The sequence below is a fragment of the Flavobacterium sp. CS20 genome, assembly GCF_018080005.1.
Taxonomy (GTDB): domain Bacteria; phylum Bacteroidota; class Bacteroidia; order Flavobacteriales; family Flavobacteriaceae; genus Psychroflexus.
Window position 1 is genome coordinate 2,401,797 of the sequence record NZ_CP073015.1, and the last position, 17,811, is coordinate 2,419,607.

The 17,811-nt window shown below is 33.4% G+C and carries 17 protein-coding genes, 1 tRNA gene and 1 pseudogene; 7 read left to right on the forward strand and 12 right to left on the reverse strand.

Annotated elements, in window-relative coordinates:
- The first annotated feature begins 4 nt into the window (after window positions 1-4).
- The 3 genes and pseudogenes from mnmG to IGB25_RS11385 all read left to right on the forward strand — a co-directional run bounded on the left by mnmG (window position 5) and on the right by IGB25_RS11385 (window position 3,473).
- Window positions 5-1,874, forward strand: a pseudogene (mnmG, locus tag IGB25_RS11375) (tRNA uridine-5-carboxymethylaminomethyl(34) synthesis enzyme MnmG).
- Between the two features lie 22 nt (window positions 1,875-1,896).
- Complete coding sequence (locus IGB25_RS11380) at window positions 1,897-2,730, forward strand: class I SAM-dependent methyltransferase (protein ID WP_211065102.1); 834 nt, start codon at window positions 1,897-1,899, stop codon at window positions 2,728-2,730.
- Between the two features lie 170 nt (window positions 2,731-2,900).
- The gene (locus tag IGB25_RS11385) at window positions 2,901-3,473 is read left to right on the forward strand and encodes an OmpH family outer membrane protein (protein WP_211065103.1); all 573 of its coding nucleotides are present in this window, start codon (window positions 2,901-2,903) and stop codon (window positions 3,471-3,473) included.
- Between the two features lie 51 nt (window positions 3,474-3,524).
- Here the strand turns inward: IGB25_RS11385 and IGB25_RS11390 are convergent, their stop codons facing one another.
- Complete coding sequence (locus tag IGB25_RS11390; RefSeq protein WP_211065104.1) at window positions 3,525-4,646, reverse strand: DNA polymerase III subunit delta'; 1,122 nt, start codon at window positions 4,644-4,646, stop codon at window positions 3,525-3,527.
- Window positions 4,647-4,727: 81 nt separating this feature from the next.
- Here IGB25_RS11390 and IGB25_RS11395 point away from each other — a divergent pair.
- Window positions 4,728-4,800: transfer RNA gene (locus IGB25_RS11395), tRNA-Gln, on the forward strand.
- A gap of 170 nt (window positions 4,801-4,970) precedes the next feature.
- Here IGB25_RS11395 and IGB25_RS11400 read toward each other — a convergent pair.
- The 5 genes from IGB25_RS11400 to IGB25_RS11420 all read right to left on the reverse strand — a co-directional run bounded on the left by IGB25_RS11400 (window position 4,971) and on the right by IGB25_RS11420 (window position 8,165).
- A complete protein-coding gene (locus IGB25_RS11400; RefSeq protein WP_211065105.1) occupies window positions 4,971-5,189 on the reverse strand; it encodes a hypothetical protein in 219 nt (72 codons plus the stop codon).
- Window positions 5,134-5,424 carry a hypothetical protein gene (locus IGB25_RS11405; RefSeq protein WP_211065106.1) on the reverse strand — a complete coding sequence of 97 codons (291 nt, stop codon included), beginning with the start codon at window positions 5,422-5,424 and terminating at the stop codon, window positions 5,134-5,136. Before IGB25_RS11405 ends, IGB25_RS11400 begins: the two co-directional genes overlap by 56 nt.
- Window positions 5,425-5,492: 68 nt before the next feature.
- Window positions 5,493-5,948, reverse strand: coding sequence for a DUF6705 family protein (locus IGB25_RS11410; protein ID WP_211065107.1), 456 nt, complete (start codon window positions 5,946-5,948; stop codon window positions 5,493-5,495).
- Window positions 5,949-6,081: 133 nt separating this feature from the next.
- Window positions 6,082-6,612: a DUF6705 family protein gene (locus IGB25_RS11415; RefSeq protein WP_211065108.1), complete on the reverse strand. Its 531-nt coding sequence runs from the start codon at window positions 6,610-6,612 to the stop codon at window positions 6,082-6,084.
- 11 nt (window positions 6,613-6,623) lie between these two features.
- On the reverse strand, window positions 6,624-8,165 hold the full coding sequence (locus tag IGB25_RS11420; protein ID WP_211065109.1) for a hypothetical protein: 1,542 nt from the start codon (window positions 8,163-8,165) through the stop codon (window positions 6,624-6,626).
- A gap of 341 nt (window positions 8,166-8,506) precedes the next feature.
- On the opposite strand from IGB25_RS11420, the gene IGB25_RS11425 reads away from it, so the two are divergent.
- Together IGB25_RS11425 and IGB25_RS11430 are read left to right on the forward strand one after the other, a co-directional pair.
- Window positions 8,507-9,646, forward strand: coding sequence for an ATP-binding protein (locus tag IGB25_RS11425; protein WP_211066907.1), 1,140 nt, complete (start codon window positions 8,507-8,509; stop codon window positions 9,644-9,646).
- A gap of 2 nt (window positions 9,647-9,648) precedes the next feature.
- Complete coding sequence (locus IGB25_RS11430) at window positions 9,649-10,377, forward strand: metallophosphoesterase family protein (protein WP_211065110.1); 729 nt, start codon at window positions 9,649-9,651, stop codon at window positions 10,375-10,377.
- Window positions 10,378-10,392: 15 nt separating this feature from the next.
- Here IGB25_RS11430 and IGB25_RS11435 read toward each other — a convergent pair whose 3' ends face one another.
- Genes IGB25_RS11435 through IGB25_RS11450 form a run of 4 tightly spaced genes read right to left on the reverse strand, consistent with a single transcriptional unit; the run spans window position 10,393 to window position 15,935 of the window.
- A complete protein-coding gene (locus IGB25_RS11435) occupies window positions 10,393-12,852 on the reverse strand; it encodes a TonB-dependent receptor (protein ID WP_211065111.1) in 2,460 nt (819 codons plus the stop codon).
- 10 nt (window positions 12,853-12,862) lie between these two features.
- Window positions 12,863-14,554, reverse strand: coding sequence for a M23 family metallopeptidase (locus tag IGB25_RS11440; RefSeq protein WP_211065112.1), 1,692 nt, complete (start codon window positions 14,552-14,554; stop codon window positions 12,863-12,865).
- Window positions 14,555-14,601: 47 nt separating this feature from the next.
- Window positions 14,602-15,447 carry a peptide chain release factor N(5)-glutamine methyltransferase gene (gene prmC, locus IGB25_RS11445; protein ID WP_211065113.1) on the reverse strand — a complete coding sequence of 282 codons (846 nt, stop codon included), beginning with the start codon at window positions 15,445-15,447 and terminating at the stop codon, window positions 14,602-14,604.
- A 2-nt stretch (window positions 15,448-15,449) separates the two neighbouring features.
- Window positions 15,450-15,935 (reverse strand): GNAT family N-acetyltransferase, encoded by a 486-nt coding sequence (locus tag IGB25_RS11450; RefSeq protein ID WP_211065114.1) that lies wholly within the window; start codon window positions 15,933-15,935, stop codon window positions 15,450-15,452.
- 23 nt (window positions 15,936-15,958) lie between these two features.
- On the opposite strand from IGB25_RS11450, the gene ribD reads away from it, so the two are divergent.
- Entirely contained in the window at window positions 15,959-17,008 is a 1,050-nt protein-coding gene (gene ribD / locus IGB25_RS11455; protein ID WP_211065115.1) for a bifunctional diaminohydroxyphosphoribosylaminopyrimidine deaminase/5-amino-6-(5-phosphoribosylamino)uracil reductase RibD, read from the forward strand.
- A 174-nt stretch (window positions 17,009-17,182) separates the two neighbouring features.
- Here the strand turns inward: ribD and IGB25_RS11460 are convergent, their stop codons facing one another.
- The gene (locus tag IGB25_RS11460; RefSeq protein ID WP_211065116.1) at window positions 17,183-17,383 is read right to left on the reverse strand and encodes a hypothetical protein; all 201 of its coding nucleotides are present in this window, start codon (window positions 17,381-17,383) and stop codon (window positions 17,183-17,185) included.
- A 27-nt stretch (window positions 17,384-17,410) separates the two neighbouring features.
- Window positions 17,411-17,716, reverse strand: coding sequence for a twin-arginine translocase TatA/TatE family subunit (locus tag IGB25_RS11465; protein WP_211065117.1), 306 nt, complete (start codon window positions 17,714-17,716; stop codon window positions 17,411-17,413).
- Window positions 17,717-17,811: the final 95 nt, after the last annotated feature.

Here is a 17,811-nt window from a genome sequence, read left to right on the forward strand (position 1 = left end):
AGAAATGTTTAATACGGAATATGATGTTATTGTTGTAGGAGCAGGACACGCTGGAAGTGAAGTACGCGTCTCTCGCCAATATGGGTTGTTCTACTTTGTTGATCACGATGAATTTACAAAACATTGCTCAAATGTCTTGTAATCCAGCTATGGGCGGTATTGCTAAAGGCCAAATTATACGTGAGATTGATGCATTAGGCGGTTATTCTGGAATTGTTTCTGATGAATCTGCCATACAATTCAAAATGCTTAACCGTTCTAAAGGACCAGCCATGTGGAGCCCAAGAGTGCAATCTGACCGTATGATGTTTTCACAGCGTTGGAGAGAATTACTTGAAGCTACACCAAATCTTGATTTTTATCAAGAAATGGTTTCTGGATTAATCGTTAATAACAATAAAATTCAAGGCGTTAAAACCTCTTTAGGACTTGAAATTAGGTCTAAAACTGTTGTGCTTACCAATGGCACATTTTTAAATGGTTTAATTCATATTGGGGATAAAAATTTTGGTGGCGGTAGAGCAGGTGAGCGAGCATCAACTGGAATCACAGCAGAGCTTGAAGAATTGGGTTTTGAAGCTGGTCGAATGAAAACAGGAACACCACCAAGAGTTGATGGTCGTTCTTTAGACTTTTCTAAAATGATTGAACAACCAGGAGACGACAATATTGGTAAATTTTCTTTCCTTAAAAATGTAAAAACCATCAACAAACAGCGTTCTTGTTATATGACCTATACTTCTCCTGAAGTTCACGATTTACTCAGAGAAGGTTTTGACCGTTCACCAATGTTTAATGGACGAATACAAAGCATAGGTCCAAGATATTGCCCAAGTATAGAAGATAAAATAGACCGTTTTGCCGATAAAGATCGTCATCAAATGTTTATTGAGCCCGAAGGTTGGACAACCATTGAATATTACGTGAATGGGTTTTCAACTTCTCTTCCTGAAGATGTGCAATACAAAGCTCTAAAATCAGTCAAAGGTTTTGAAAACGTCAAATTTTTCAGACCGGGTTATGCTATTGAATACGATTATTTTCCACCAACTCAACTACAACATTCTTTAGAAACCAAATTAGTTTCTGGACTGTATTTTGCTGGTCAAATCAATGGCACAACGGGTTATGAAGAAGCAGGCTCGCAAGGTTTAATGGCTGGAATAAATGCGGCTCTTAAAGTCAAAGCTCAAGACCCGTTTATCCTTAGAAGAGACGAAGCTTATATCGGAGTTTTAATAGATGATTTAATCACTAAAGGCACTGAAGAACCCTACAGAATGTTCACTTCCCGTGCTGAATATAGAACGCTTTTACGTCAAGATAATGCTGATATCAGATTGACAGAGCGTTCCTATCGTCTTGGCTTAGCTTCGGAAGAAAGAATGAAACAAGTCGATAAAAAGATAGAAAAAACCAAAAAGTTTGTTCAGTTTTTTAAAGACACCAGTGTTACAACTTCTGAAATTAATCCGATTTTAGAATCAAAAGGTTCAAATCCTGTTGACCAACAAGGCAAATTGTTTAAAATTTTTGCCCGTCCAAATGTTACGCTTTCAGATTTAAAACAAATCAAAAAAGTTGATGCATTTATCAAAGTAAACAATCTTGATAAAGACGTGCAAGAACAAACCGAAATACAGATCAAATACGCAGGCTATATTGAAAAAGAAAAATTAAATGCCGATAAGCTACATCGTTTAGAAAACATCAAAATACCACAAAATTTTGATTATTCTCAGTTAAAATCGATGTCTTATGAAGCCAGAGAAAAATTGTCTCAAATACAACCTCAAAGTATTTCTCAAGCTTCTAGAGTTAGTGGCGTCAACCCAAGCGACATCTCAGTGTTATTAGTGCATTTAGGTCGATAAGTTCCACGTGGAACATTTTAGTATGAAAATCAAAGATTATTTTTTAAGTCAAGAAACTTTTGAAGTTAAACCTTCAAAACATAAGGGAATTCTTCAAACTTTTCCGCAACCTTCCGAAAAAGATTTACCTAAATATTACGATTCGCCCAAATATATTTCGCATCAAACTCAAGCCAAATCATTTAAAGATAAAATTTACCAAAAGGTCAAATCTTTTATGATTGATAAGAAAAAAAAGATGGTGTTAAAACATCATCAACAAGGAAATATTTTGGATATTGGTGCTGGAACAGGAGAATTTTTGGATGCTTTTGATCATTCACTTTGGACAAAATTTAGCATTGAACCTTCTAAAAAATTACAGTCAAATTTATCTAAAAAAGGAATCAACTTAGTAAATGATCTTGAGCAATTTGATGGCCAATCTTTTGAAGTCATTACATTATGGCATAGCCTTGAACATATTCCTGATCTTGAATTAACTGTCAAACAACTCAGAAGAATTTTAAAACCTAATGGCGTTTTATTTATAGCTGTACCAAATCACAAAAGCTATGATGCTCAATATTACGATAAATATTGGGTAGCTTGGGATGTGCCTCGGCATTTGTGGCATTTTTCTAAGTTAGGAATGACGTCTATTTTTTCTAAGCATAATTTTAATTGTATAAAAGATAGAGGAATGTTTTTTGATGCCTTTTATGTGTCTATGTTATCAACACAATATCAACCTAAGAGTAATTTATTAACTGCTTTTTGGGTTGCAAGTTTATCAAACTTAAAAGCTTGGTTCAACAAAGAGTATTCATCCATTATTTACGTTTTTAAACCATCATCAAACCTAAACGACATTTGATACATATTTTTTAAGAAGTGGCTTTAATCGCTTTAAAACAAATTTAATTTTAATAGTTTATGAATATTTAAAACTTTAATTTAATAAATAATATTTATAGTAAAAATTTTAGGTCAATCTTTTATTCTTATTTACATTCGCATTTACATTCGTACCAAAATAAATCAAATATGAAAAAATTAGCAATTCTATTCATTTTAAGTGTTGGCGTTTATAGTTGCCAACAAAACAAAACCGCTTACGTAAACAATACCAAAATAATGGAAGGTTTTGACAAACTTACCCAAACTGAAGAACAATTCACGCAAGAAGAAGAAGCTTTAAAAGCAAAAATCGATGCGATGGTTGCCGAAAGCGGTTATCAAGATTTGGTAAAAGAATACCAAAGTAAACAAGGTCAAATGTCTAAAACGGAAGAAGAAAAACTGTATAACAAAATTATGCAAATTCAACAGCGTTTAGGTCAGCAACAACAAATGAATAATCAGCAATTTCAACAACGCAAAAACGCTGAAATGGATTCATTAGTGACTTTGGTAAAAGATTTTATCAAAGATTATGGCAAAAAAAATGGCTATACTTATATCTATGGTGCCAACGAATCTGGTAATATTTTATATGGCAAAGAAGACTTAGACATCACAGAAAAAGTAATTAAAGCTTTAAATGAAAAATATAGCGTAAAAGAAGAAAGTTCAGATGAATCTGCCGAAGCTGAACCTAAAAATGATTCGGTTCAGTAAAGTTTAAAATTCACTTTATAATCATTAAGCCCGAGTTTTTGCTTGGGTTTTTTATGCTTTCATGTGAATAAACCGCGATAATTTTATAGACGTATCTGTGATAACCATTTTAGAATTGACGTTTCTATCAATATGAAAAATAGCTTCTTGTATAGTGGTATAAATGTGTTCGATATTGTTACCGTGAATAAAAGGGGCAAATTTATCTAACGAAAATTTAGTCTGAGTTTTTAAATAAACCAAGTCGTTTGCTTGATAATTTTGAAGTAAAGCTTGTCTAAAAAAATGCAAGCAATATTTTAAAAATCGAATTTGTTTATCGCGCGTATTTTCGCTAATAGTTTGACTCCATTCTACCAATTTCATCACAACTTGTTTATTCTTTTTTGCCTGAAAGACCAATCGAACCCAATCGATAAACCATTGTTCAAACTCGAGTTCTTCTTGATTATTTTGAGCTAAATTATAGGCTATTGAAAAATTGCCATCAGCTTGTTGAGCCACAAAATCGGCTTGAGATGAGTCGAGAGATAAGCGATTAACCAATGCTTCTCGAATAGCCTCTTGACTTAATCGTGGAAAATATAAGCGTTGACACCTCGATTTTATAGTATCTAAAAGAAGTTCTTCTTTATCTGTTGTTAAAATCAAAAACGTCTTTTCTGGTGGTTCTTCAATGAGTTTTAATAGTTTGTTAGCGGCTTGAGTATTAAGCTTGTCCGCACACCAAATGACTATAACTTTAGCCACTCCAGAATGTGGTTTTAAAGCGAGTTCATTTGCAATACGATCAGCCTCGTGAACTGACATCAAGCCTTTTTTCTTTTCAATACCTATTTCAGCATACCAAGTTTTCAAATCCATATACGGATTAGATTTTGCTAAATTCAACCAAGTTTTAATAAAGTCAGAAGTTGTAGGTTTACTTGGCTTTCCTTTATTATTATTAACAGGCACTGCAATATGAAAATCAGGATGTTGTAAAACCGATGAATAAGTTTGTCTGGACGGATCAGAATTTAAAATTAAGTTAGCACAAGCCAAAGCCATAGGCAAAGTGCCATAACCCGTTTCGCCAACATAGAGTTGAGCGTGTGGCATTCTGTTGTTAGAATAACAGACTTTAAGGTGTTTTTTCAGGTGATCTTGCCCGATGATATCATCAAATGTCATAACACGCAAAATTAAGATAAATAAAATTGGCAGTAAAGATTTGCGTAAACAAAAGAATGTTTTAAATTTGCAAATCCATTTTGGCCTATGGTGTAACTGGCAACACATCTGGTTTTGGTCCAGAAGAGTCTAGGTTCGAGCCCTAGTAGGCTAACAAAAATCAACCTGAATTGCTAAGGTAGTTCAGGTTTTTTTTATGGAGTTTAAAGCATAATATGGCGAGAAGTTTATCCCGAGCGTAGCCGAGGGAAGCCCTAGTAGACTAACAAAAATTATGTTTTTTTAAAAAACACTATCTGCTAGTATTGTAGAGGGACTTTAATTTTAATCAAATGCTTCACTGAAAAAATAAGATTTTGAACTTCTATCATTTTTATTTCCAAACTTTATAACTATTTCAAATTTAGGGTATTTCAATTCGTTTATTGTTATAATTTCAGGATTTAAAACACCTTCTATTTTAAATAATTTACTCCACGAATAATAATCACCGTCTGGTTTTACAGAAATAAAAAGGCTTTGTAAAATGTAAAATGCCGTCATAGCCATCAAAATAATTTTCTGGCGTTGCTTTGGCGTCATCTACGGTATAAACATTTACAAACATTGCTCTTGAAAAAAGACTATGGTTTTTTACGTTGACTTGTGAGATATTTGAAAAATAATAATTCAAATCAGTATTATCAGCCATTTCTATCAAATCACCTTGAGCTTTACAATTCAAAATTTGAATCGTAAAACACACAAACATAAGTATTTTTAAAACGTTTTTGTTCATGACTTAAAAATAATACTTTTTTTAAAAAACACCCTCTACTTGGGGTTGTAGAGGGTGGTTGATTTATGTTAGTCTGATACCTTAGTTAAAATAATATCTGTAGGCACATTAAAATCTGGCGAAACAGAGCTAAAAGTAAGATGCCGCCCTTCACTTTCCTGAACTGTCCATCTGGCAGTAACCGTATTGGTAAGTTGATTGTTAGATATAATTTCAATTTTGACTTGACCTCTTTTTATTCTATCGTACAAATTTGGGTTTATTGTATTATCAATAAAGGGACCGATGAGGTAATTTGACGTGACATCAACATTAATAGCGCTAGGCACCCAACCTTTACTGTCGCCTGGTATTTTTCCTTTTTCTGAGGTATAAATATAGTTTTGTATAATGCCATTATCATCTACGACAAACTTTTCAAAATGACCTACAATTACATCGGGAGCTTCATTGTATTCCCATAATATTACTCTAAAAACTTCATTGTTTTCTTGATATTCCCAAGTTCCTGTAAATAAATCCATAGGAGTTGTTTGGGAGTAAAGAGCATTTGAAATTATTAAACTGGCACTAAATATTAAAATTTTTGAGTTTAGGTTCATTAACTTTTTTTTTAAACCACCCTCTAATTGAGATTTAGAGGGTGGTTGATTTATGTTAGTCGGATACCTTAGTTAAAATAATATCCGTAGGTACATTAAAATCTGGAGATTGTGTTGATAATCTAATATGTTGTCCTATTCTTTCTTTCACAGTCCATCGGGCAGTAACGGTATTGGTAAGCTGATTATTGGATAAAATTTCAATTTTCACTTCACCCGTTTTTATTCTATCGTACAAATTTGGGTTAATCGTATTGTCTTCAAAAATACCTTTTATAAAATCTGTTGAAACGCCTGCATAAATAGCAAAGGGAATCCATCCTTTACTGTCGCCTGGTATTTTTCCTTTTTCAGAGGTATAAATATAGTTTTGTATAATGCCATTATCATCTACGACAAACTTTTCAAAATGACCTACAATTACATCGGGAGCTTCATTGTATTCCCATAATATTACTCTAAAAACTTCATTGTTTTCTTGATATTCCCAAGTTCCTGTAAACAAATCCATAGGAGTTGTTTGGGAATAAATACTCATTGATAGTAAAAGACTTATGTTTAATAATATATGTTTTATGGTTTTCATGGTTTTGTTTTTTAGTTGTTACAATTTGTTCTTTTAAGGTTATCGCTTTGAGAGTTATCAAAACTTACTTTAGTGAAAGTATCAAAATTTTCATTTGTTTCAAATAGTGTAATGCCTAAATCGGCTCTACTCATAAAAAGTGAAAATCGTTGTAAAATTAATTCTGAATTTGTTTCGCTCGATTTTATTAGAGGATCATCGCCAGTGAAGTATATTTTTGTGAGATCAAAATAATTTTTTGCAGATTCCCTGTATTTATCTTGTTCATCGCTACTAGCTGTGTTTATATCAAAGTCTTTTTTATTAATAAGGTAATGAAAAAAGTCTCTAAATTTTGATTTACTATGTATAGTAAAAGCATAGTGCTTAACTTCATTTCCTTTCTTTGTTATTAAAAAAGAAACGAAATTATTAATATCGATATTGTTCTCTTTGTCTATAAGTGCAATTGCTTCTAAATCTGCTAAGGAAAATATAGAATAGGTCCCTTCTGTATCATTAGGATGCGTATGTGCTAAGGCAACATATTTGTTTGAGGGAAATACATCAAGAGCTATTTGAGCATCATTTATTGTTCCTTGATGTTCTATAATATTATCTTGATTATTATGTTTACTTATCCCTTTTTCAAATTCAATATCCAAATTTTCATCATAATTATCAGGACTAGCTAGTTCTAACAATTTATTTTTAAAATCTTCATTTTCTTCATCTGATAAAAAATCAAAAATTTTATCACATTCTTTTATGGTTCCTAAAGTATCGTCTAAAGGCACTAAAGGTGTGTTATTTTGATTAGTATCATCATTATCATTATTTGTTGAAGAACCACCTCCAATTGGTGGTGTTGGAGGGTCAGTTTGAGTACCGTCGGGTGGCTTGTAACCACCCATGCAATCCACCACTACCCATTCTGAAATACATTGGGTTGAAGGACCGTTAGGTTCTTCGTAATCACATGCACTACTCTGTTCAGCTCCGGAGTGTTGACCAGAAGCACAATCAAAATCAACACATGTTGTAACATAATCTACAACTTCTATAAACTCTGGCATACAGCTGGTTTTAGTGTCTACTAGATTATCACCATCTACAATTTCAATACTACTCAAATCTGCATTATAACTTAAATTAGGGTCATTTATACTTACACCATATTTAATTATGAAACTATAGTAAGTGCTGTCTGCAAAATAGCTAACTACATAGTTTTCGATAGAATCTTGGGCAATTGCATTAGATCTACTCACTTTAAATGTATAACTTTCAAAGTAGTCTGAACTTATTTTTTGAACTGTAGAAGTGTCAATATAAATATCATACTCTTGATTATATAGTGCAGTAGATTTTGACTTAATGTTATTTTTAAAAGGTTTTAAAATCTTTTTTTGCTGTGACTTTGATACTAATTTTTTAAAGGTATTTTTATCTCCTTTAAGTGTAATTATGTTCTGAAAATTAGGTGCTTCTTTATAGAAATCATCCTCACAACTTATCACAAAAACTAACCCTAAACAAAAAATAAGGGCTTTTATTAATTTATAAAATTTCATAATTGGGTTTAATTTTTAGGTTTTTAATTAAGTTTTTAAGTTTTCGATGTCATCAACTTTATAACCTAAGTAAACCCAAAAATCCAATCAGAATTTAGCCAATGCCTTGTGCTGAACAAAGCCGAAAGCCAACTGCCAACTGCCAACTGCCAACTGTGTAATAATCTTTCATAAAACCAAATTTACAAAAAATATGTTAATTTATGTTATGATAGTGTTAAAATATAAAAGAAATCAAAACAATATGCCTGTATCCGATAAAAACTTTTACAATCATATAAAAAACAAAAGTATGTTTTTATAATTCAAAACCCTTAAATTTGAACAATTGGGATGAGAATATGATTAACAAACGACTTTTGATTAAAAACCTGTTGGCGCATAATGATGAAAATAGTTTTTATGATAAAAAACTCAAACTCGATTTTAGCAATCGTGAAGGCAAAGCTAAGTTTTTAAAACACGTTTGTGCCATGAGTAATTCCAACCCCAAAAACAACTCTTATCTTGTTATTGGCGTAAAAGACGATGATAACAGTATTGTTGGTGTAGATTTTTTTGACGACTCTAAAATTCAAAATCTGATTAATGCTTACTTGGATAATCCACCACTGGTAAATTATGAAAATATTCCTTTCCCACATTTGCCTGCTGACAAAGTTGTAGGCTTGGTAAGCATTAGACCGCGTAACGACGACAGCATTTGTGCCTTGAGACGCAATATTTGGAAATATTATGGCGGTTCAGTTTTTATGCGCGAAGGAAGCATCAGCAAACCCAAAGTTTTTGATATCGAAATTAAAGACATCAATTCTGAAATGGTCAAAGCTATTGAAAACCACTCTCAGAACAATATCAAAATGACTTTAGACAGTGTATTTGAATTTATGCAAAACAGCAAAGATTTCAATCCAACTTATAAAGTGTTTAAAGAATATTTTGTGTTGTGTTGGGCTGGAAAAACACAAAAAGTCAACAACAAAACCTACTACTCAAGAGTCAATATCGAGTTGATTAACGAGCAAGTCAAATTGTTTTATTCCGACCAAGATGAAGTTGAAATTGAAATCAGTGAAAACGAGTTTAAGATTTTAGAATACATTCATCTCGGTTTACAAGGCGAGTATTATTATTATCCTTTAGAAAAAACTTCTATTCGCTTTAAAGACAATATGAGTTACGATATTGAAAGCGAATTGGTGTTTCAACCGCCAAAGTTTGATCAAAAAACCTTGCACCATTATATGAATTCCAACGATCATTTATTAAAAAAGTTAAATAAAAATCAGGGTCTGAACAAACAAGAAACCATCGAACTTCGATATTTGCCATCCGTTTATTTGATAGGTTATTTAAATGGTTTTGAAAATAGCATTGAAAAATTAGAATCGGCTAAATCCTTTTTAAAAGCTAAAAGTCGTAAAGCTTATAGAAAATACAAAGAAGCCATGCGGGTTTTAAGAAAAATAAAATACAATTAATTATGGCTAGAACATTAGTTATAGGAGACATTCATGGAGCTTTAAAAGCTTTAAAAGAAATTCTCGAAAAGGCAAAAGTTACAAAAGATGACAAACTCATTTTTCTAGGCGATTATGTTGACGGTTGGAGCGATAGTGCTAAGACTTTAGATTTTTTGATTTCGCTTCAACAAACTCATAATTGTATTATGCTTAAAGGCAATCACGATGAACTCCTACTCGATTGGCTCATCCATCAAACCGAAAACGAAAAGTGGTTAATGCACGGTGGCAAAAGCACTTTAGAAGCCTATAAAAATTTGGATGAAACCCATAAAAAAATTCATCAGAAATTCATCAAAAATTTGTCCACTTACCACGTTGATAACCAAAATCGTTTATTTGTTCATGCAGGTTTTGCCAATATGCACGGTCCAGATTATGAGTATTATGACAATACGGTATATTGGGACAGAACACTTTGGGAAACGGCTGTAGCAACTGATAGAAATTTGAGCAAAAATGATGTGAAATATCCTAAACGCTTCAAACTCTTTAAAGAAATTTATATCGGTCACACGCCAGTAAATCGATATGGGCAACTCACGCCAATGCAAGCTCAAAATGTAATAAATGTTGATACTGATGCGGCTTTTAAAGGACCTCTAACTATTTTAGATATAGAAACTAAAAACTATTGGCAAAGCACACCAGTTTACAAATTGTATCCTGATGAAAATGGTAGAAATTAAAGTTATTTCAAACGATTAAAATCGCCCTCTAATCCTTAAATTAAAAACCCGTGGACTTAAAAAATCGGGAATAGCAAACTGATTTTTGCTTTCAGCATCTCTCACAAAAGTGTTGGTAATGGAATTTAAGCGGTCAAAAAGATTAAAAATTTCAAAACCAACCTCTAAGTGCTTAAAAGGATTTAGCCAATGCCCTTTTTTTAAAACATCGCCTTCTTCTTTTAAAGTGTAGAAAAATCCAGCATCAACTCGTGTATAATCGGGCAAACGGTTTTGAAAATCAAAAGGATCTTCAAATTGCGGTTGACCACCTGGTAAACCCGTGTTATAAACCAAATTCAAATACAGCTTCATTTTCGGGATGTTGGGAATATAGTCTTGAAACAAAGTCGCGAATTTTAAACGTTGATCGGTAGGTCGAGCGATGTAACCGCGTTCGTCAAATTTTTCTTCAGTCTTTAAATATCCAAAGCTGAACCAGCTTTCTGTGCCAGGTACAAATTCGCCATTCAGTCGCATATCAAGCCCATAAGCATAGGCTTCAGCATTGTTGTTGGCTTGATAGCGTATTCTTACGTTTTCTACCGTAAATCGGTTGACATCGGTAAGGCTTTTGTAATAGACTTCAGACACAAGCTTAAACGGTCTATCCCAAAGTTTAAAACTATAATCGTGTCCTGCAACAATATGAAACGATTCTTGGGCTTTGACCTTTTCGTTTACACTTCCATCAGGACGACGCAACTCCCGATAAAACGGCGGTTGATGATACAATCCTGTCGCTACTCTAAAAATCATGTCTTTATCCCAATCGGGTTTTATGGCAAATTGGGCACGTGGACTGACTACCGTTTGGGTGTTATTTTCAATATCATCACCGCTCACATTCCACGTATGAGATCGAATTCCCACATTATACCAAGCTTTGGCATTGCCTATTTCACTTTGATAGCTCCATTGCAAATAATTGGTAAACCGATTGATTTGCATATCATTGAACGACCGAATTCTAATAAACGGTTCTATCGGTTCGTCAAAAGGAGCGTATGGCTGGTCATTGGCAAAATCTGGCAAAGGTGGTCTGACATTAAAACCAGCCGAGTCCACAACTTCAAACTCTTGAAGTCTGTCTCTAATGTCTTCGTGTGTGAATTTTATGCCGTACTTGATTAAATGTTCATCTATTTTGATATCGCCTTGGTGATCAAAGTTAAAAATTAGAGCATCCAAATCATTTCTGGCGTGTTTAAATTGGCTTCCAGCACCTTGGCTAAATTCTACATCGCCAAAGTTTTCATCACCAATACTTGAATTTACAGAGCCTAATCGGTATTGAGCTAAAATATCAAAGTGTTCTTGCTCTTGGGTGTGATAGGTTGAGGCAATAAATTTTGCCGTATAATTTTCTGACACATCATAAGTGGCTTTTAAAGCACCGAAGTAAGTTTCGTATTTATCATCTTCTTGACCTTCGTAAAACACCAACAAAGCTCTTGGGTCTTGAAGTGTTCCAAAATTAGTTTGTCGTGTAAAAGGTTCAAATTCATAATTATTGATAGAGATATTGCCTAGAAATCCTAATTCAAATTTATCGTTAAATTTATAGGTGATATAGCTTTGCACATCAAAAAAACGCGGTTTAAAATTGGCTTCGGTATCTTTGGCATTGACAAAAAGCGAATTGTCTCGATACCTTATGCCTGTAATAGCAGACAGTTTTTTGTCTTTAGAAATGCCACCAACCATAGCCGAACCGCCGAGAAAACTACCATCAAAACTCGCCATAAAATCAACTGGTCTTTCGTAAGTGATGTCTAAAACCGATGACATTTTATCGCCATATTGAGCTTTAAAACCTCCAGCAGAAAATTTGATATTTCGCACCATATCAGGATTGACAAAACTCAAACCTTCTTGTTGACCACTTCTAATCAAGAATGGACGATATACCTGAATATCATTGACATAAACTAAGTTTTCATCAAAATTACCACCACGAACGTTGTATTGGGTGCTCAACTCATTGTTTGAACTCACGCCTGGCAAAGATGTTAGTAAATTTTCAACGCCAGGATTGGCACCAGGAATACGTCTTACCGTTGCTGGCTCAAGCGTGACGATACCTTCAACTCGTGTTTGCTTATCGCTGGTTATATTAACTTCACCTATTTGTTCTACATTGGTTTTTAAAACAAAATTCAATTCTCTACTTTGGTTCACGCCTAACTCAATTGTAGCGGTTATGGTTTTAAAACCTGTATAACTTATCACCACTTTTACTTTTTGATTAGCAGGAATTCTTAGCTCGTAAAATCCGTTTTCATTTGATGTCGTTCCCGAGCTTTGCGAAGTGATATTTGCAAAAGGCAATGGGTTTTGGTTTTCGTCAAAAATTATACCTTTGATAGAAGCGGTTTGTGTATATCCACAGGTAAGCAAAAAGCTGACTAAAAGAAAATAGACGTATTTGTTCAAAAAATAGATTTTAATTTTTTCTAAAAAACTTGGATTCAAATATAGTAGTATTTCCCACTTTATCTGTAACTACCAACTTAAAATTATTTTCGGTTTCGTTGACCACGCCATCATTAAAATCGTGCACAAGTGTATTGGTTTTGTAATCGTATTCCATCAAAATAAACTTACCATTCACCGTTGCTCTGTAGCTATCAATCCCCGTCAAATCATCTTCTATTTTTAATTTGAGATAGCGAAACCTCGACAACCATTGTTTATTACGAAAATTGAGCGGTTTTATTGTAGGTGGCGTGGTATCTTTTGTTAGAATATATTCTCCAAATTCTTTAACACCAGCCGTAAAGCGGTTTTTTTTCTTGGTGGTATTCACATAATAAATTTTCCCCCAAGGCATTTTTTTTCCTATAAATAAATGTTGTTTATCTTCATCCGTATATTGAGAAACATCAAAACCAATCGTTATACCTTTATGAACAGGTGTTCTGTAATCGTGTAGTTTTACGCTTTCGCCTTCAACTTCTAAATCCAAATAAGTGTCATTATACAAAGCGTGTTTTGGGATATAAATATCTACTAATCCTTTGTCGTAAGCAAAAGCGTAGTCGTGTTTGACAAAATAATTGGTTTTAGCAATACTATCTTTTATGTTTTCATTTAAAGGTTCGTAGCTTATCGGTATATGAATTTGAGTGGTATTGCCTTTAAAATCTTTAATTTTAATATCGTATTTATAATTTATAGTATCTTCAATTCTTAAAATACCGTTATTGACAGGATTACCATTAATTTCTAAACGTTGATAATCGTAACTTCTCAACTTGTGGATTTTGCGTTTGTATTCTTTATAATAACCATAATCAATGAGTCTATTGATATATCGGGATTCACTGAAAGCAAACCGGTTGAAAGTTGACGTAAAAAAAGGTAACCCATTGAGTTTGACATCAACTTCATAATATCCATTTCTGTTAAAAGCATAATCTAATTGGTCATAGGCTTCTATTCCAAAATAAATATCGCCAGCAGCTTGAATTTCAGGTAATTTGAAATTCCCGTTTTGGTCTCTTATAGGTTTTAGTTTTATGCGACCACGTTTAAAATTAATATGGGCATCCTTAGAGGCGGTAAAGGCATAAATATTTTTCAATCTCGGTGGCTTTGTGTCTTTAACTTCCTTAAAACCAAAAAGAAAAGGATTCATTGGTCTAGATTGGCTGTCTCTGATTTCAAAGTGCAAATGCGGACCATCACTTGAGCCAAGATTGCCACTATAAGCAATCACTTCTTGAGCTTTTACGGGTAATTTATCAGGCGAAGGAAAAAGCTGAACTTCGTAGCTTTCTTTATCGTATTGGTAAGCTTTGACATATTTTTCAATTTTTGGAGCAAATTTATTTAAATGTGCGTAAACCGTTTGATAACCATTGGGATGTGTAATATAAATTGCCTTGCCATAACCAAATCTCTGTATCTTGATTCGGCTGATATAACCTTCTGCACTCGCTTTGACTTCCAATCCAATGTGCCCTTGTGTTTTAATATCTAAACCAGCGTGAAAATGGTTAGACCGCAACTCACCAAAGGTACCTGATAAAACTAAAGGAATATCTATAGGTTTTTGAAAATAATCTTGTGGCAACTCATTTTGAGCCCAAAATATTTGAGTAAATAAAATCAACAGCCCAAAATAAATTTTCATACCTCTTCTTTTAAAATAAAATTAAAACAATTTCTAAGATTTCAAAGCTAATCAATCAAAAGCTTTAGCATACGCTCATTGCCTCTAAAATCTTTACGAAACTCAATTTTATTAATGTCGTAAGGCTGTATCAATTTTTTCAAATCCTCTTTTAAATATTGATTAATTTCAAAATAAACAGTTTTACATTTCGAAGAAGTTATGGCTAACTCAATGATTTTTCTATAAAACACTAAAGCATCATTATTTTTGACAAACAAGGCTTGATGCGGTTCAAATTTTAAGACATTATCGCACATCTGTTCTTTTTCAAGAACTCTGACATAAGGTGGATTTGAAACCATAATATCAACATCCTCTGGAAGTGAGTCAAGCTTTAAAATGTCTTGTTGTACAAAGTTGATTTTTACCTCATTTTGTTTTGCGTTTTCTGAAGCCATTTGAAGAGCAGTTTCTGAAATATCAAAGGCTGAAATTTCACATTTTGGCAATTCTTTTTTTAAAGCAATGGCAATGCGACCACTTCCTGTGCCAATATCTAATAAGTGTTTTTTCGGTTGATGTTTTAAATCAGAAACTATCCAGTTAACTAAATCTTCAGTTTCAGGTCGTGGAATCAAAACATTAGGATTAACCTGAAAGTGCATTCCGTAAAATTCAGTATGTCCTAAGATATATTGAATCGGTTCATTTTGTTGTAAACGATTCATTTGACTTTTAATCGTTTTTAAATCCTTTTCATTGATTTCAAAATCAGGATTTAAACTCACATCAATACGTTTGAGTTGTAAAACATCTTCAACTATCCAATAAAAAAACGTGTCGATTTCAGATTTAGGATAAATTTCTGAAAGGGTTTTATGGAACTTTTTTTGGGTTTCTTTTAGATTCATATTTACAATTCTTTCAACATCCAAACCGTACAAGCGTGATGACCGGTTTGTCCCAATTTGTAATCAATATACTCAAACCCATTTCTAAGATAACGTTTTTGTGCAGCTTTCATACTCGGCAAAGTTTCTATATAACAAGATTTATAGCCTTGATTTTTTGCAAATCTCAAACACTGTTCTATCATTTGCTGTCCAAGTCCTCTACCACGGGCTTTGGGATGAAAATACATTTTTTGTAATTCGCAGATACTGTCATCATCATCCAAAGCCTGAATGCCAGCACCGCCAATGATTTCATCATTTTCAGTCAAAATATAGTAAACCGCACGTTCGTCTTTGTAAGTTTCATACAAATCATCAAGTGCTTTGTCTTCATAAGCCGTGCCTGTTTTTGGAGCGTTTTGCTCGATGAGAACATAACGAATCATCTCTGCAGTGGCTTGATTATCTTTTTTTTGAATCGGTCGAATTGCAATGCTTTGACTCATACGAAAAACCTTATTTTTGCGATGTGAATATACACGAAAAATATATGAAACGCTGTTTAGATTTGGCTAAAAATGGTTTAGGTCAAACCTATCCAAACCCAATGGTGGGTCGCGTAATTGTGCATAAAGACAAAATCATTGCCGAAGGTTGGCATCAACGCGCTGGTCAAGCCCACGCCGAAGTCAATGCCATCAACCAAATTAAAGACCAAAGCCTTATCAAGCACGCCACATTATACGTCAGTTTAGAGCCTTGCAGTCACTACGGTAAAACACCGCCTTGTGCAGATTTAATCATAGACAAAGGTTTTAAAAAAATAGTCATCGGCAGTATTGATCCCTTTGCAAAAGTGAAAGGCAAAGGCATTCAAAAATTAATGGCTAAGGGTTGCGAAGTTGTTCTCGGCGTTTTGGAAGATGAATGTTTAGACCTCAACAAACGCTTTATCATGTTTCACACACACAAACGCCCTTATATTATTCTCAAGTGGGTAGAGTCTCAAGATGGGTTTTTAAGTCCATTTGAGTTTTGCAGAGACCAAAATCAAGCCCCAGTTTGGTTAACCAACACCTATTCAAAACAGCGGGTTCATCAATGGCGTAGCCAAGAGCAAGCTATTTTAGTAGGTACGCATACCGCTTTGATGGACAACCCAGCCTTGACCACAAGACTGTGGAAAGGTCAAAATCCACTCCGAATTGTCATTGATAAAAATTTAAAAATTCCTAAAACTTCCAAAATATTTTCTAACGAAGCCCAAACATTAGTGTTTACAAGTCGTCAAGAATCAGACTTTAAGACCACAACATTTTGTCAGATAGATTTTAAACAACCGATATTACCTCAACTCTTAAACGAACTTCACAAAAGAAACATCCAGTCTCTGCTCGTAGAAGGCGGACGAGTTACGCTACAGGAATTTATAAACGCCGATTTATGGGACGAAGCTCGTGTTTTCAAAAGTCCAAAACAACTCAAACTCGGCACAAAATCACCGATTTTTAAAGGTCAACTGATCAAATCTGAACGAATAGTTGAAGATGAATTGAAATTTTTCAAGCCTATAAAATAAAAAATAGTTGTTTTGCCAGTTTCACTCTATCTTATCAATCTTAACCCAATTTTGTCAACCTAGACCAAAACTTGTCAATCTGAACCCAAACTTGTCAATCTGAACCCAAACTTGTCAATCTGAACCCAAACTTGTCAATCTGAACCCAAACTTGTCAATCTGAACCCAAACTTGTCAATCTGAACTTGTTTCAGATTCTATAGCTTTAACGCAATGGTTTTTGAGTTTGTCGTCTTTAATTTTATAATCAATTATTTGACCTCTAAAATCCCTTAAAATTAAATGAATGCTATCGGTGGTTTTGATAGGGTTTGTTTGTAAAAAAGCTAAATTATTTTGAGAATTGATACAGCACATGGGCTCGCTAAAAGGCATAAAACTAAGGGTAAAAGTCTCAAGGTCTTAAAATTGTCTTTTGATTGGTCCAATTTTTTCTTCAATATCTTCTTTTAAAGATTGTCCTTCTTTTTCAAGAGATTTGGCTTGCTGTTTGACTTCATTTTTTAAGTCAACTCCCGTATCTTTGACTTTATAAGATTCTTTTGTAATTTCATATTTTATATCATCAGTAGCCTCGCGTATTGATTTTATGGTTTTGCCTAAAGTTCTTGCAATTTCAGGAACTTTGTCAGCACCAAATATCAACAACACAATAAAAAAAACCACGGCAATCTCACTACCGCTAATAAAAAATACAATATTAGTCATAGCACAAATATAGAAAATTTTACAAGTTCAAACCCTATAAATCAAAACTCTATCAACAATAAATCTTAAAAAATTAGTTATTAATAACATATTTA